Origin of the sequence: Curtobacterium sp. MCSS17_011, from assembly GCF_003224275.1 — a bacterium.
Taxonomy (GTDB): Bacteria; Actinomycetota; Actinomycetes; order Actinomycetales; family Microbacteriaceae; genus Curtobacterium.
Genome location: NZ_QKLE01000005.1, coordinates 75,603 through 91,306 on the forward strand (window position 1 = coordinate 75,603; position 15,704 = coordinate 91,306).

The 15,704-nt window shown below is 71.3% G+C and carries 14 protein-coding genes; 4 read left to right on the forward strand and 10 right to left on the reverse strand.

The genetic code is table 11. From position 1 onward, the window contains the following. Positions 1 to 33 precede the first annotated feature (33 nt). The 4 genes from DEJ17_RS05495 to DEJ17_RS05510 form a co-directional block, all read right to left on the reverse strand. Complete coding sequence (locus DEJ17_RS05495; RefSeq protein ID WP_110892438.1) at positions 34 to 246, reverse strand: Rv0909 family putative TA system antitoxin; 213 nt, start codon at positions 244 to 246, stop codon at positions 34 to 36. Positions 247 to 341: 95 nt separating this feature from the next. Then, positions 342 to 1,625: a chloride channel protein gene (locus DEJ17_RS05500; protein WP_110892439.1), complete on the reverse strand. Its 1,284-nt coding sequence runs from the start codon at positions 1,623 to 1,625 to the stop codon at positions 342 to 344. 100 nt (positions 1,626 to 1,725) lie between these two features. Further along, positions 1,726 to 3,837 carry an alpha-galactosidase gene (locus DEJ17_RS05505; protein WP_110892440.1) on the reverse strand — a complete coding sequence of 704 codons (2,112 nt, stop codon included), beginning with the start codon at positions 3,835 to 3,837 and terminating at the stop codon, positions 1,726 to 1,728. Positions 3,838 to 3,933: 96 nt separating this feature from the next. Next, positions 3,934 to 4,917, reverse strand: a complete 984-nt coding sequence (locus DEJ17_RS05510; protein WP_110892441.1) for a magnesium and cobalt transport protein CorA — start codon at positions 4,915 to 4,917, stop codon at positions 3,934 to 3,936. Positions 4,918 to 5,070: 153 nt separating this feature from the next. Here DEJ17_RS05510 and DEJ17_RS05515 point away from each other — a divergent pair, with 153 nt between their 5' ends. Further along, positions 5,071 to 5,901, forward strand: coding sequence for a TspO/MBR family protein (locus DEJ17_RS05515; protein WP_110892442.1), 831 nt, complete (start codon positions 5,071 to 5,073; stop codon positions 5,899 to 5,901). Positions 5,902 to 6,167: 266 nt separating this feature from the next. Here DEJ17_RS05515 and ald read toward each other — a convergent pair whose 3' ends face one another. From ald to DEJ17_RS05530, 3 genes are all read right to left on the reverse strand, one after another. Next, positions 6,168 to 7,268 (reverse strand): alanine dehydrogenase, encoded by a 1,101-nt coding sequence (ald, locus tag DEJ17_RS05520; RefSeq protein ID WP_110892544.1) that lies wholly within the window; start codon positions 7,266 to 7,268, stop codon positions 6,168 to 6,170. A gap of 127 nt (positions 7,269 to 7,395) precedes the next feature. After that, positions 7,396 to 8,355 (reverse strand): AraC family transcriptional regulator, encoded by a 960-nt coding sequence (locus DEJ17_RS05525; protein ID WP_146239637.1) that lies wholly within the window; start codon positions 8,353 to 8,355, stop codon positions 7,396 to 7,398. 48 nt (positions 8,356 to 8,403) lie between these two features. Continuing rightward, positions 8,404 to 9,345: a sugar-binding transcriptional regulator gene (locus DEJ17_RS05530; protein WP_110862278.1), complete on the reverse strand. Its 942-nt coding sequence runs from the start codon at positions 9,343 to 9,345 to the stop codon at positions 8,404 to 8,406. Positions 9,346 to 9,559: 214 nt separating this feature from the next. On the opposite strand from DEJ17_RS05530, the gene DEJ17_RS05535 reads away from it, so the two are divergent. After that, on the forward strand, positions 9,560 to 11,308 hold the full coding sequence (locus DEJ17_RS05535; RefSeq protein ID WP_110892444.1) for a glycerol-3-phosphate dehydrogenase/oxidase: 1,749 nt from the start codon (positions 9,560 to 9,562) through the stop codon (positions 11,306 to 11,308). Positions 11,309 to 11,383: 75 nt separating this feature from the next. Here the strand turns inward: DEJ17_RS05535 and DEJ17_RS05540 are convergent, their stop codons facing one another. Continuing rightward, a complete protein-coding gene (locus tag DEJ17_RS05540) occupies positions 11,384 to 12,040 on the reverse strand; it encodes a histidine phosphatase family protein (protein ID WP_110892445.1) in 657 nt (218 codons plus the stop codon). Positions 12,041 to 12,068: 28 nt separating this feature from the next. Next, on the reverse strand, positions 12,069 to 12,191 hold the full coding sequence (gene ykgO / locus DEJ17_RS05545; RefSeq protein WP_071247691.1) for a type B 50S ribosomal protein L36: 123 nt from the start codon (positions 12,189 to 12,191) through the stop codon (positions 12,069 to 12,071). A gap of 45 nt (positions 12,192 to 12,236) precedes the next feature. Here ykgO and DEJ17_RS05550 point away from each other — a divergent pair, with 45 nt between their 5' ends. After that, positions 12,237 to 13,265: a GTP-binding protein gene (locus DEJ17_RS05550; RefSeq protein WP_110892446.1), complete on the forward strand. Its 1,029-nt coding sequence runs from the start codon at positions 12,237 to 12,239 to the stop codon at positions 13,263 to 13,265. Between the two features lie 105 nt (positions 13,266 to 13,370). On the opposite strand, the gene DEJ17_RS05555 is transcribed toward DEJ17_RS05550, so the two are convergent. After that, positions 13,371 to 14,903, reverse strand: coding sequence for an MFS transporter (locus DEJ17_RS05555; protein WP_110892447.1), 1,533 nt, complete (start codon positions 14,901 to 14,903; stop codon positions 13,371 to 13,373). A 191-nt stretch (positions 14,904 to 15,094) separates the two neighbouring features. Between DEJ17_RS05555 and DEJ17_RS05560 the strand changes: the two genes are divergently transcribed. Continuing rightward, positions 15,095 to 15,619, forward strand: coding sequence for a DinB family protein (locus DEJ17_RS05560; RefSeq protein ID WP_110892448.1), 525 nt, complete (start codon positions 15,095 to 15,097; stop codon positions 15,617 to 15,619). Positions 15,620 to 15,704: the final 85 nt, after the last annotated feature.

Sequence of the window (15,704 nt, forward strand, 5' to 3'; positions counted from 1 at the left end):
CGTCGTGGTCCGGGGCCGCTCACACGTCGGTCGCTACTCGTTGCCGAGCTTCTTGTCCGCTGCGTCGCGGGCGCCGTCGATCTTGTCGTCGTACTTGCCGCCGGTGGCCTTCTTGACCGCGTCGGCCACGCCGCCGAGCACCTTGTCGCTGACACCCTCGGCCTTCTCACTCTGCAGGGCGTCCTGGACCTTGCCGTCCTTCAGGAACTCCTGCGCCTTCTTCGTGATGTCGTCGAACCCCGCCATCGGCTGCTCCTCGTCTCGGTGCGGAACCCATCGCTCCGTCCTTGCGCCGACAGTAGGCCGCCCGGCCGCCGTCCGTACCGGGACGTTCGGGGTCTTCACACCATCTGGGCGCTGCGACGACGGGCGAGCACGTACCCGACGGCGACCGCGCCGGACACCGCGAGCAGCGACGGCACCAGGATGTCGGTGCCCTGCTGGGTGAACTCGACGACCAGCACGAGGGCGGTGAACGGTGCCCGCATGGTGGTGGCGAGGAAGGCCGCGGCACCGACGAACGCGAAGGCCGCAAGGCTCGGGCCGTCAGCCGGCCACAGCAGCAGCCACGCCCCGCCCAGTCCTCCGCCGATCGCCGAACCGATGGCGATCGAGGGGGTCAGCGTGCCACCGACCGCACCCGCGCCGATGGTGGCCGAGGTGGTCACGGTCCGCAGGACACCGAGCAGCAGCAGGAGGACGATCGGCGAGAGGCCGGCGAAGGACGAGTCGTCGAGCGTGCTGTTCATCGCGACGAGGCCGAGCGCCCGCCCGTTGCCGAGGATCTCCGGGAACGGGATCGCGATGAGCCCCACCATCGCGAACACGACCGGCAGCACGACAAGCAGGTGCCAGCCCTTCGGCGCGATGCCCTGCAACCGGTTGGTCAGCTTGACGAACCCGACCCCGGCGAGCCCGAGCAACGGCCCCACGACGATCGCCCAGACGAGCAGCGACGGCGTCAGGTGCATGGCGGGCACGTGGTACAGCACCTCGTCCGGGATCACGAGCCGGGCGGTGATGGCGGCGACGGCACTCGTGGCGAAGGCGGGCAGGGCGGTCGCGAAGCTGATCTCGCCGAGGAGGACCTCGACCGCGAACAGCGCACCCCCGAGTGGCACGTCGTACACGGCCGCGAGGCCGGCCGCGGCGCCGCAGGCGACGAGGATCTTCGTCTCGCGCGCCGTCAGCCCGGCACGTCGGGTGACGAGCTGTGCGAGCCAGGCCCCGACCTCGCGCGGCGCAACCTCTTTGCCGATGGACGCACCGAGCCCCACGGCCAGGATCTGGATGCCGGCGTTCGCGAGCGTCGCCAGCGCCGGCATCCGCTTGCCGTCGACGGCCGCGGTGACCGAGACGATCGAGCGCCCCCACCGACGGAGCGCCCACCAGGCGAACCCGGTCAGGACGCCGGCCGCCGTGAGCGCGAGGAACCGGTTCAGCCCGGACGATGCGTCGGCCGCCTCGAGGTGCCCGCCGAACCCGTAGCCGAAGGCGACGAACTGGATGAGCTGGAGCGCGAGCCAGACCGCGATGCCGGCGATGCCGCCGGAGACGCCCACCAGGGCGGTGACGACGGCGAGCTTGAGGGCCCAGACCGGGGTCGCGTGTCCGGAGTGCGGCATGACCGGAAGCCTAACGGGCTGCACGCACCCGATGACGGACCGCGACGGGCCCGCCGGACGTGGGACGGGCCTCCAGGCCGGGTGCCCCGGCCACCCGCCGTCAGACGGCCGTCACCCGGAACGGCACCACGCAGTCGGCCGGCATGAGCGGTGGCTGCAGGCCGACGGTGCCGAGCACCCGGCCGCTGAACACGCGCGGGCCAGACCACCAGTCGGGCCGCACCAGGTCGTGGCCGTCGCCGATGACGACGGGGTCGACGCGGTACGCCGTGGCGGGGTCGAGGTCGCGGAAGGTGACCCGGCCGGTGCCGGAGACCTCCGAGCGGCCGACGCTGGCGAGGAAGAAGACGGCCTGCTGCCGGTCCGGCGCGACCGTGCCGTACACGAGCCGCGCGTCGTCGACCTCGTCCGACCGCACCAGGTCACCGCCGTGCAGGAGCGGGCGGAGCTCGCGGTAGAGCGCGATCCACTCGGTCAGCGCGGCGGACTCGTCGGCGGTCGCCCCGGCCAGGTCCCACTCGATGCCGAGGTGGCCGACGAGTGCCGTGCCCGCACGGAAGGCGAGGTCGTGGACACGACCGGTCGTGTGGTTCCGGCCGCTCGCGATGTGCGCCCCGAGCAGCTCCGGCGGCAGGAGCTGCTGCGTCCACCGGTGCATCTGCTGGCGCTCGAGCGGGTCGATGTCGTCGGACACCCACACCCGCGCGGTGTGCTCGATGACGCCGAGGTCGACCCGACCACCGCCCGACGAGCACGACTCGATCTCCAGCGACGGGAACCGCTCGCCGAGCGTCGCCATCAACCGGTACGCGGCGAGGGTCTGCTCGTGGACCGCTGCGCCACCGCCGGTGAACCCCGCCTCGACGAGGTCGCGGTTGTGGTCCCACTTCACGGCGTCGACCGCGTACTCGCCGATGATCGCCGTCATCCGCTCGAGCACGTGGTCGAACGCCTCGGGGATCGCGAGGTTCAGCACCTGCTGGTCGCGGGACCGGGCGGGCAGCCGGCCGTCGGCCTGCAGGATCCACTCCGGGTGGGCGCGGGCGAGGTCGCTGTCCTCGTTCACCATCTCGGGTTCGAACCACAGGCCGAACTCCATGCCGAGCGCACGGACGCGGTCGACCAGCGGCCCGAGCCCGTCCGGCCAGACGTCCTCGTCGACGTACCAGTCGCCGAGTCCGGCGTGGTCGTCGCGGCGGCCACGGAACCAGCCGTCGTCGAGCACGTAGCGTTCGACGCCGAGGGCCGCGGCACGCTCGGCGAGGTCGACGAGCCGGGCCAGGTCGTGGTCGAAGTACACGGCTTCCCACACGTTGATCGTCATCGGCCGCGGCGTCGTCGGGTGCTGCGGGCGGCTGCGGAGCCAGCGGTGGAACCGGCGGGCCTGGTCGTCGAGGCCGTCGCCGTGCGCGAAGTACACCCACGGTCCCTCGTACGTGGCACCGGTGTCGAGCCGGACCTCGCCGGGCAACAGGAGCTCGCCGCCGCCGATGACCTGGCGGCCGGTGGCGAGTCGTTCGGCGTGGTGCCGGTGGTTGCCGCTCCAGGCGGTGTGGACGCCCCAGACCTGGCCGTGCGCGAAACCGAAGCCGGACTCCCCCACCGTCAGCACGGTGGCGGCGTCGGTACCGGTGCGGCCCTTCCGCCCCTCGCGCTGGTGGGTCCCGACGACGAGTTCGCGGCGCTGCGGGGTCCGTTCCTTGCCCCAGCGGCCGGCGAAGTCCAGGATCTCGCGCGCACTCGACGGGATCGGCATCGCGAGCGTCAGGTCGTCGACGGTGTAGACGCCGTCGGCGGTGTTCGTCACGCTCGCACGGGCCCGGACGAGCCCGGAACCGAGCATCTCGATCGTCACCCGGACGGCGAGCCCGGCGACGGTGTCCTCGGCGTCGGCGGTGACCGTGGTGTCGGCGACCGCGATCGACGTGACCGTGAACGCCGGCGACCAATCGGCACCGTCACGGTGACCGGCGAGCCCGGGGCGGCCACTCCAGCCCCGGTGCGGCTCGGGCAGCACCGACAGGCGGACCGGGTCGTCCATCTCGTTCGGTGCGACGGGCGCGACGTCGGCGTCGGCGAGGGCCGTCAGCGCGTCGGTGTCGAGCGGGCCGAGAGCCGCTCCCCAGTGCACGACGGCGGGGAGCGCGTCGTCGCGGCAGTCCAGGACGAGCGAGACGCCGCCTGCGGTCAGGTGGACGAGTTCGTGCGGCATGCGGGCTCCAGTCGGCGTCGTTGCACGTCAGAGCTTTCCGGTCCGGGGCCGTCCGCTGCAAATCCGGCGGCGGCGCGTCTCCGGCTGCGGCGCGGCTCAGAACCAGCGCTTGACCTTGAACACCACGTACAGGATCGCGGCGAACAGGATCATCGCGACGATCGACAGCGGGTACCCCCACGTCCAGCCGAGTTCGGGCATGTGCGTGAAGTTCATACCGTAGATGGCGGCGATGAGCGTCGGGGCGAACAGGATCGCCGCCCAGCCGGAGATCTTCTTCGTGTCGTCGTTCTGCTTCTGCGCCGCCAGGGTGGAGTCGACGGTCAGCGCGTTCTGCAGCAGCTGCCGGAACGTGTCGAGGCGCTCCACCACCCGGATCGCGTGGTCGAGGACGTCGCGGAACCGGCGCTGCATCTCGATGGGCAGGTGGTACTTCTCGGCGCCGCGGTGCAGGTTCTCGATGATGTGGATGAGGGGTCGGGCGGCGCGCTGGAAGTCGACGACCTCGCCGAACAGCTCGTACACGCGGCGGGACACCCCGGCCTCGCCCGAGAACAGCTGGTCCTCAATCTGGTTGATGTCCTCCTCGAGCCCGTCGATCACCGGCACGTAGCCGTCGACGATGGAGTCCATGAGCGCCCAGAGCTGCGCCTGCGGCCCGACGGTCACCAGGCCGGGCTTGCCGCTCATCCGCTGCAGCGCGCGGGGAACGGTCTGCTCGCCGCGGGGGTCGGCCTTCACGACGACGAGGAAGAACGTCTCACCGACGAAGGCGTGCACCTCGCCGAACGCCACCTCCTCCTGCTGGTCGTTGTACAGCGCCGGCTTGAGCACCACGAACAGCGTCGAGCCGTAGCGCTCGAGCTTCGGCCGCTGGTGCCCCTCGGCGGAGTCCTCGACGGCGAGCTCGTGCAGGCCGAGGGCCACTGCGACGTCGCCGAGTTCCTGGGCGTCGGGTTGGTGCAGGACGATGCACGCGCTGGCGCCCTGCTCGTCGAGCATCCGGAAGGTGTCGTCGAGGGACGGACTCGCGATCGGGGCGATCCGGTCGATGTAGACGGTGTTCAGTTCGACGCTCACGCGACCACCGTACGCAGGGTGGCCGGTCTCCGGCCTGGAGGCCCGTGGCACGCCCGCCATGCGTCCGGCGTCCTGCCTGAACGCGCGCTGCACGACCGTCGGCGCCGGCCGCCTACCGTGCAGGTGATCAGCATGCTGACGAAAGGGACTGTCATGAAGAGGATCTGGAAGCGCATCGCGGTGGCCGTGAGCGCGGTCGTCGCCGTCATCGGCGCGTACGTGGGGTCGGGCGCTGCCGGCGGCACGCCCATCCAGGACGCCGCCGGTGGCGCGCTGTCCGCGTCCTCGACCGCGATCGCCCCGGACGGCCCGGCCTTCTCGATCTGGAGCGCGGTCTACGCCGGGCTCATCGGCTACGCGGTCCTGCAGCTCTTCCGCACCGCGAACGACGAACGGCACGAGCGGCTGGTGGCGCCGGCGGTGCTGTCCCTGCTGCTCAACGCCGCCTGGATCCTGTCGGTGCAGTTCGGGTTCCTGTGGGCGAGCGAGCCGATCATCCTCGCACTGCTCGTCGTGCTGATCTGGACGTTCACGATCCTGCGGCGCACCCCGTCCCGCGGTGTGGTCGAGGCGATCCTGACCGACGGCACCTTCGGGCTGTACCTCGGGTGGGTCTGCGTCGCGACGGCCGCGAACACCGCCGCGGTGCTGACGGCGGCGGGCTTCCGGGGCTTCGGGCTCGGGCAGGACCCGTGGGGCGTGGTCGTCGCCGCGGTGGCCGGACTCGTCGGGGTCCTCATCGCGCTGTGGGGTCGTGGACGCCTGGCGCCGATGGCCTCGCTCGCATGGGGTCTTGCGTGGGTCGCGGTCGCCCGGTTCGAGGGGCCGCTCGTCTCCGTGCCGACGGCGGTCGCGGCCGTGGTGGCTGCGGCGGCCGTGGTCGTCGTGACGGTGGTGGTGCGTGCCCGCGCCGGGTGGTCCGGAGCGGGCGAGGGCCGGGCGACGACCCCGGGGTTCGGCCGGGCGGACTCCGTCGCGGGCTGACGGGGCTGGGGTCTGTGGCGTGAGGGCGACAGGTCTCGCCGCGCCGCCCATGTCCACCCCGCGAAAGCGACACTTCTCCGCGGATGTTCGGCGGAGAAGTGTCGCTTTCGCGATCCAGCCCGACGGGCCGTCGCGGGCAGACGGGGTCGGGGTGCGTGTCGCGAGAGCGACAGAACCCGCCGGGCCGGCCCCGTCCACCCCGCGAGAGCGACACTTCCCCGCAAATGTTCGGCGGGGAAGTGTCGCTTTCGCGATCGGGCCCGGCCTCAGCGCGCGGCCGCCACCAGGCCGTGTGCGGCGGCGACCGCGGCGTTCGTGACCCGGCCGGCGTGCACGTTCAGGCCGGCGGCGAGTGCGGGGTCGGCCTCGAGCGCGGCTTCCCAACCACGGTCGGCGATCGCGACGGCGTACGGCAGCGTGGCGTTCGTCAGCGAGATCGTGCTCGTACGCGGGACGGCGCCGGGCATGTTCGCGACGCAGTAGTACACGGTGTCGTGCACGGCGAAGGTGGGGTCGTCGTGGGTGGTCGGGTGGGAGCCCTCGAAGCAGCCGCCCTGGTCGATGGCGATGTCGACGAGGACCGATCCGGCCCGCATGTCGGCGACCATCGCGTCGGTCACGAGCTTCGGCGCGGACGCCCCGGGGATCAGGACCGAACCGATCACCAGGTCGGCGTCGCGCAGGGCCTCGGCGATGGCGTGCGCCGACGACCGCAGGGTCGTGACCCGGCCGTCGAACCGGGCGTCCAGGGCTCGGAGCCGCGGCAGGCTGATGTCGAACACGGTGACGTCAGCACCCATGCCGAGCGCCATCGTGGCGGCGTGCTCCCCCGCGACGCCGCCGCCGATGACGACCACGCGGCCCATCGGCGTACCGGGGACCCCGCCGAGCAGCAGCCCGCGCCCGCCGTTCGTGCGCATCAGGTGGAACGCGCCGACCTGCGCGGACAAGCGCCCGGCGACCTCGGACATCGGTGACAGCAGGGGCAGCGAGCGGTCCGGCAGCTGCACGGTCTCGTAGGCGATCGCCGTCGCGCCGGAGTCGATGAGGGCATCGGTCAGGGGTCGGTCGGCGGCGAGGTGCAGGTAGGTGAAGAGCACCTGGCCCGGTCGGATCATCGGGTACTCCGACGCGACCGGCTCCTTCACCTTGAGGATCAGCTCGGCGCGCTCCCAGACCTCGGCCGCAGTGTCGACGATCGTGGCGCCGGCGGTGCGGTACTCGTCGTCGGTGAAGGCCGAACCGGCACCGGCACCGGTCTGCACCAGGACCTGGTGGCCGTGCGACCCCAGTTCGGCGACCCCGGCGGGTGTGGCGGCGACGCGGTACTCGTTGTTCTTGATCTCGGTGGGGACGCCGATGCGCATGCGGACTCCTTCGTGGGCGGTGCGTTCGTCCCGTCCATTGAGCACCGGGTTCGCCGGAGACGGCACCACACCGAACATCCCGACAGCTACGGACTCATCGGTGCGACGAGATTCGGCCGAACGGGCCTCAGCGCCCGCGCAGCGACTCGCTCGGCAGTTCCCCGAAGCGGCTGCGGTAGGTCGCCGAGAAGCGCCCGAGGTGCCCGAAGCCCCACGTCCGGGCGACCTCGGCCACCGTCGTCTCGTCGAGGCCGCTGCCGACCAGGTCGGTCCGCGCACCGTCGAGTCGCACGCCGCGCAGGAGTTCCCCCGGCGTCTGGTCGAGGTGCCGACGGAGGGACTGCTGCAGCCCGCGCGGGCTGAGCCCCGCCGCCGCCGCGATGTCCGGGGTACCGATCGCTTCGCGCGCGTGCTCGTGCACGAACTCGAGCGCCCGACGCAGACGGTCGTGCTCGGGGCCGCTGCCGGACACCGTCGCACGCCACTTGCTGCGCTGCGGGAACGCCCGGATCGCCGCGGTGGCGAACGCCTCGGCGATGTCGTGCTGCACGCTCGGGCTCATCGGCCGGTCGACGTCGAGCCACGTGGCGGAGTACTTCCGCACCACCGAACGCCACAGCGCGATGCCGTCGGCCGTCGGACGGCGCATGGGCTCGAAGGCGAAGTCGTCGTCGCCGGCGACCGCCCGGACGAAGTCGCGGTCCAGGTGCACCAGGTTCAGGGCGATGTCCCGGTGGTGCAGGGCGTAGGGCTCGGCGAAGGGCAGCACGACCGGCACCCCGGCCTCGAGCTCGTGGGTCTCGCCGCCCGAGGTGATCCGGCTCGAACCGCTCCGCATCCAGGCGACCAGGAACTCGTCGTCGACCTGGCTCTCGCTCAGCAGGTCGACCATGAACCGCGACGACCGCAGCGACATCCGCTCGTCACCGACGCCGGCGAAGTCCCAGTAGGCGTTCTCGTGGGTGCGACGGACCAGTGGTGCTCGGAAGGCGTAGTCGCCCGTGAAGAACGCGAGCGCCTGGTCGACGTCGCTGCCGACCATCCGTCGGAAGTACCGCTCACCGGGCTGTTCGAGAGAAAGCACCATGCTCGAGAACTTACGACGGACCACCGACAAACTGCGTCAGGTCCTGACTCAGGGCTGCAGGATCGCCTGCCCCACGCTCTCGTCCAGGATCAGGTCCGTGATGAGCCCGGCGGCCAGCGCGCCCCGCAGCGACGCCGCCTTCGACCGCCCGGCGACGACGCAGACCCGCCGCGGCGCGCGCTTGATCGTGTCGAGGTCCGGAGCGCCGGCCCGTGCGTTCACCCCGATGTCCTTCCACGAGCCGTCGGCCCGGTAGAACACCGTCGAGACGTCCCCGACGACCCCCGCCTGCGTGAGCTCGTCGCGGTCCTCGGGGTCGAGGTACCCGCCGGAGTACACGTGCGAGGGCACCGGGGCCTGCGGGGCACCGACGCCGAACACCACGAGGTCCATCCGCTCGTGCAGGTCGAGCACACGGCGGATCGAGCGCTCCCGGAACAGGGCCTCCTTCGTCGCGGGGTCGTCGAAGAACGCCGGCACCGGGAACTGCTGCACGAACGCCCCGTAGGCCTCGCCGAACCGGCGCAGGATCTCGGACGCGTAGACGATGCCGGTGGTGCGGGTGTTCGCGGCGCCGTTGATCTGCACGATCGTCGAGCCGTGGGTGGTCTTCGGCACCAGGTAGCGGCTGACCGCGCTGACCGTGGAGCCCCACGAGATCCCGATGACCATGTTCGACTCGACGTACTGCGTCAGGATCCGGGCGGCGGACAGGGCGACCCGCTCGAGCCGGTCGACGTCGCTCGTGTGGTCCGGCACCGGGACGACGTGCGCGTGCACGCCGAAGCGCGAGCGGATGCTCCGGCTCAGAGCAGCGGCCTGGTCGAGGGGCGACCGGATCTGGATGTCGACGAGCCCGGTGTCCCTGGCGTACTTCAGCAGCCGCGACACCGAGGAGCGCGAGGTGCCGAGTTCGTCGGCGATCGCGTCCATCGTCAGGTCCTGCAGGTAGTACAGGTGGGCGGCGCGCAGCGCCTGCTGCGTGCGCATGGGCTGAGCCGCATCGCTCAAGAGTGCTCCGATCTGTCGAACGCAACCATGCACGGACGTGCAGGGCCTCTGCAACCCCTGCCGCGCCTCGTGACGGCCGTGTCGGGGCTGGACGACACGTGTGCTGCACGTTCGTGCACGGGAGTTGCCCGTCCTGTCGAACGAGCGCACGATCGATCCTGACCCCACGAACAGACGAAGGAAGCGACGAACCATGTCGAAGAAGACACAGCCCCGGAACACGGTGACCGCCCTCACCGAGCGCCCGAACGCGCAGGTCCTCGTCGTCGGCGGCGGCATCAACGGCATCGCGACGTTCCGCGACCTCGCACTCCAGGGCGTCGACGTCGCCCTGGTCGAGCGTGGCGACTACGCCTCCGGCGCCTCCGCGGCCTCGAGCCACATGATCCACGGCGGCATCCGTTACCTGGAGAACGGCGAGTTCCGCCTGGTGCGCGAGAGCGTGCAGGAGCGCAACGGCCTGATCCGGATCGCCCCGCACTACGTCAAGCCGCTGCAGACGACGATGCCGATCTTCTCGACGTTCTCCGGCATCATGAACGCCCCGCTGCGCATGCTGACGCACAAGCAGCGCTCCACCAAGGAGCGCGGCGCGATGCTCATCAAGATCGGCATGACGATCTACGACTCCTTCTCGCGTGACGGCGGTTCGGTGCCGAAGCACGTCTTCCGCACGAAGAAGGCCGCACTCGAGGACATGCCGGCCCTCAACAAGGACCTGAAGTACACGGGCACCTACTACGACGCGAGTGTGCACGAGCCCGAGCGCCTGGCCCTCGACGTCCTGAAGGACGGCCTGACCGCCGGCACCGGGACCGGCTCCGCCGCGACCGCACGCGCAACCAACTACGTCGAGGCAGCCGGCACCCGCGACGGCGGCGTCCTGCTCCGCGACCGCGAGACCGGCGACGAGTTCGTCTTCACCGCCGACGTCGTGATCAACGCCTCCGGCCCCTGGACCGACCTGACGAACGAGGCGTTCGGCGGCGAGACGAAGTTCATGGGCGGCACGAAGGGCTCGCACATCGTCGTGCACAACGACGAGCTGCTCGAGGCCACCAAGGGCCGCGAGTTGTTCTTCGAGAACGACGACGGCCGCATCGTCCTCATCTACCCGCTCAAGGGCCGGGTGCTCATCGGCACGACCGACATCGACGCCGACCCCGCGAAGCCGGTCACGACGACCGACGAGGAGATCGACTACTTCTTCGGGCTCGTGAAGCACGTGTTCCCGCAGATCGACGTCACCCGCGACCACATCGTCTACAGCTACTCCGGCATCCGTCCGCTCCCCCGCCACGAGGACACCGCCCCCGGCTTCGTGTCCCGTGACTACCGGATCGTGGACACCCAGATCGCCGGGCTGCCGAAGTCGACCGTGCTGTCGCTCGTCGGTGGCAAGTGGACGACCTTCCGTGCCCTCGCTGCACACCTGTCCACCGAGGCGACGACCAAGCTCGGCATGGGCCGCAAGGTCGACACCACCGGCATGCCGATCGGCGGTGGCAAGGAGTTCCCGACCACCGACGCCCAGCGCGCCCTGTGGATCAAGTCGCACCGCGACGGTCTGGACGAGTCCCTGGTCGAGGGGCTGCTCGAGCGCTACGGCACCCGTGCCGCCGAGGTCGTGGACGTCCTGACCGACGGCCCGGTCGAGCCGCTCGAGTCCGACCCGTCGCTCACCCGCGCCGAGGTCGCGTACTTCGCCCGCCACGAGCAGGCCGTCCACCTGGTCGACGTCGTCCTGCGCCGCACCAACCTGGCGTTCGTCGGCGGCGTCACCATCGACCTGCTCGACGAGCTGGCCGACGTGCTCGCCGAGGCGCTCGGCTGGACGACCGAGGAGCGCGCGGACGAGGTCCAGCGCACGCTCGACGTCCTGCGCGAGTCGCACGGCGTGATCGTGCCGCTGACGTCCGCATCGGCGTCGCAGCTCGCGTAGTCGACGCACGCACGCAGACGGACGGGAGGCCCGGTACCAGCTGGTACCGGGCCTCCTGTCTGCCTGCTGGTCGCGTCAGAAACGCTCGCCGGTGGGGTCGAGCGCCGTGCGGTCGATGAGCTGGTCACCGCCGACCGGCTCGCCTTCCCAGTCGACCAGGCGCCAGCCGTCGGCGAACGAGCCCTCGAGCTCGACGATGCCGGTGTTCTCGAGGTGGCGCTTCGTGCCGAAGTGGTCGGGGGTGTTCTGCGCAGCGGCGCTCGCCCACGTGCGGATCGCGGCACCGTGGCTCACGGCAGCGGCGACCGCCACCCCGGTGGCCTCGATCTGCCGCACGGCGTCGTCGTAGCGCTCGAAGAACTCGGTGCCGCTCTCGGCACCGGGCATCCGGGTCGTGCGGTCGCCGCCGGACCAGCCGTGCACGGTCGAGATGTAGGTCTGCACGGACACCGTGTCGTTCTTGCCCTGGGTGTCGCCGGCCTCGATCTCGCGCAGACCGGGCAGCACCACGGGCTCGAGGCCGAGCGAGGTCGCGAGGGGCGCCGCGGTGATCTGCGTGCGGACCATCGACGACACGAACAGTCGCTCGATCCCCCGGTCGGCGAGCGCTGTCGGCAGGGCGTCGGCCTGCTGCTGCCCGAGCTCCGTCAGCCCCGGTCCGGGCACCACGGCATCGAGGATGCCGTGCACGTTCGCGGGGGTCTGGCCGTGGCGGATGAGCAGCAGTCGCATGCCGCCACCCTACGGACCGCCGCTGACGTCAGCCCTGCCGGGTGTTCCAGCGGGGGTTCTTCTTGTTGATGACGTAGACGCGGCCGCGGCGTCGGACCACCTGCGAACCGGGGATCTGCTTCAGGGCCTTGAGGGAGTTGCGGACCTTCACGACGAGCCTCCTTGTTGAGAACGGTTTTCAGTTACAGTAGCGGACATGCGTGCTGCTGCCATCACCCTCGTCACCGCCCTGCACCAGGTCGACGCCGACCGCGTCGCCGCCCGGATCTCCGACGGGCACCGGATGCACGTCGCCGGGAGTGCCTTCGCCACCGCCCGCGCCGTGGCTGACCGGGCCGACCAGCTCGACCGGGTCTGCGGGCCCGGCGCGGGCCACGGGCTCGTCGTCACCCTGCACCCCGGAGCCGATGCCCGAGCGGTCGGCATGCTGCTCGCCAACGCGGCACGGTCCGAGACCGGCGACGACCGGGTGCTCCGGCACGTCGTCGGGGTGCTGCGCGCCGACGACGTCGCGCACCTGCTGTGGTCGGACGTCGACGACGCCTTCGTGGCCGCGGACCGGATGGCCGCACTCGTCGAGTACGCGACGGTGATCGCCCTCGACCGCATCGAACCGCTGTCCGGCCGTCGGCGTCGGGCACTCGTGTCACTGCTGCACCGGATGGCGCCCCAGGCCGTGATCGTCGCCCTGCCCGCGATCCGCAGCGCCGCCGACCTGCCGGCCTCGAACGGTGGAGCCGCGCGGGTGCTCGCCACCGGTGCCGGCTGGATGCGGGCACTGTCGAGCGGCGCGGACACCGGGCGCGAGGCCCGTGACGCCCTGGTCTCGATGCGCTACCGGGAGCCGCTGCCGTTCCACCCCGGACGACTGTCGTCCGTCATCGCCGAGGACCTGTCCGCCGGGGTGAACGGCCGCGTGCTGCGGTCGCGGGGGTTCTTCCGCCTGGCGTCCCGGCCGGACCACGTCGGCTCGTGGTCGAGCTTCGGGTCGATGCTCGCGCTCGACCCCACCGCGAACCCGTCGTGGGACGCCGACGCCCCGATCGGGCAGGCGCTGTGGTTCGTCGGCGAGCAGCTCGACGTCCAGGCGATCGAGCGGGCGCTCGACGGGGCGCTGCTCACCCCGTCGGAGCTGCTCGCCGGGCCGGACGTGTGGCGCGGCTGGCCGGACCCGTTCCCGGTGTGGCCCGCGGTGGACCCGGCGTCGGAGCACCGGCACGAGTGAGGGCGGCGGCGCGGCGGTGGGTGCGCACGCGTGTTGCGACAGAACGCGAGTCGAACGACGCGTGCATCGTCGTCTCATGCGGACGCATCCGGTGCGTGCGCAGCGTCACCGCACCGGCGACGCCTCCCGAGCAGCAGCCTCGCGCGCAGCGGCAGCCGCCGCGTCCTGCGCTGCGAACGGCAGGTCACCGAGGTCCAGGTGCGGGTTCGTGTCCTGCGTGAGCACGAGTTCCTTCGCCTCGTCCTCGGTCTCCACGGCCGGCATCGACCCGGGCAGCGGGCGCTGCGAGGACTCCTTCATGCAGAAGACACCGATCGCCCCGACGACGCTCATCGCCATCAGGAAGTACGCCGGGGCGAGTTCGTCACCCGTCGCGGTGAGCAGCGCCTGCACGATCAGGGGCGTGGTCCCACCGAACACCGCGATCGCGATGTTGTAGGCGAAGCCCATGCCGCCGTACCGCGTCGAGGTCGGGAACAGCGCCGGCAGCGACGCAGCCTGGTTCGACACCCACAGCGCGGTCATCAGCGCGAGCAGCCCGAGGCCGGCGAGCGTCGACCACTGCGCGCCGTGCCCGATGAGCACGAACGCCGGCACGACGAGCACGACGGTGGTGGCGGCACCGATCCACATCACGACGCGGCGGCCGAGGCGGTCGGAGAGCTTGCCGGTCAGCGGCAGCATCACCGCGAGCAGCAGGAGCACCGGGATCGTCAGCAGCGTGCCGTCGATGGCGGAGTACCCGAGCGAGTCGGTCAGGTACGTCGGCATGTACGAGGTCAAGGCGTAGCCCACGGTGTTCGACGCGGCGACGAGCATGATCGCGATGACGATCGGACGCCAGTGCTGACGGACCATCGCGATGACGTTGGCCGGACGCTCACCGTCGAAGGACGCACGGGACTCGGTCGCGGCCTCCTGCGCGGCCTGGGTCGCCTGGAACACCGGGGACTCCTCGATCCGCAGGCGGAAGTAGATGGCCACGACACCGATCACACCGGCCGCCAGGAACGGGAACCGCCAGCCGTACGCGGTCATCGCCTCGTCGCCGAGGGTGAGCTGCAGCACCGACACGACCGTGGCACCGAGCGCGAAGCCCAGGTAGCTGCCGAAGTCCAGGATGCTCGCGAAGAACCCGCGACGGCGGTCCGGGGCGTACTCGGTGACGAAGGTCGTCGCCCCGGCGTACTCACCACCGGTCGAGAAGCCCTGCGCGAGCTTCAGCACGACCAGCAGGATCGGGCCGAACACGCCGATCGTCGCGTACGCGGGCAGCGCCCCGATCAGGAACGTGGACGCCGCCATCATGATCAGCGTCGTCGCGAGCACCTTCTGCCGACCGATCCGGTCACCGAGGCCTCCGAACACGATGCCACCGAGCGGCCGCGCGATGTACGTCGCCGCGAACACCCCGAGGCTGAACAGGATCTGCACCGCGGGTTCGGCCGTCGGCAGGAAGACCTTCCCCATCGTGACGGCCAGGTAGCCGTACACACCGACGTCGTACCACTCCATGGTGTTGCCGACGACCATGCCGCTGACGGCTCGCCGCATCATGCTCTTGTCGACCACGGTGACGTCGCTCTCGCGCAGCCGTCGGTGCTGTCGGGGGTGGGTACTGCTGGGGTCGGAACCCATGCATCGCTCCTCGAAGAGATCGGTGGGCCGTCGGGAACCGGCCCAGAACAGCGAGCGACGTTACCGAGCAACCGAAATGTCATTGGCCGGTGATTCTCAGGGAACGGCGTGTCACCCGGACGGGGGTCACGGCCGATCGGCACCAGTCCGGCGAACCCGGAAGCTGAGTAACGACGCCGTAACATCGGCCCATGGCGATCGAACCCGAGACGAAGAACTGGACGTGGGTCATCGAGTCCGCGTGCCCCGAGTGCGGCTACGACGGCAGCGCGGTGACCGTCCGCGACGTTCCGGGCATCATCGACGAGAACACCGCCGGGTGGCCCGCGGTCCTCGAACGCGACGACGTCCGTGACCGTCCGGACGACCACACCTGGTCACCGCTCGAGTACGGCGCCCACGTGCGGGACGTGCACCGGAAGATGGCGGAGCGCCTCGAACTGATGCTCACCGAGGACGCCCCGACGTTCCCGAACTGGGACCAGGACGCCACCGCCGTCGAGGACCGATACGGCGAGCAGGACCCCGCGGGCGTCGCCGAGGAGCTCCGGGAGTCGGCCGACCGCGCGGCCCGGGCGTTCGCGGCGGTGCCCGACGAGGTGCTCGAGCGCACCGGGCTCCGGTCCGACGGCAGCGCCTTCACCGTCGCCACCCTCGCCACCTACTACGCGCACGACCCGGTGCACCACCTGTGGGACGTGCGGCGCACGCGCTAGACGTGGGGACGACCGGCCTGGAGGCGCGGTGCGGCCCCGCCCCGCGCCTCCAGGCCGCCTGCGGTCGCCCCCCTGACCCGCGCGT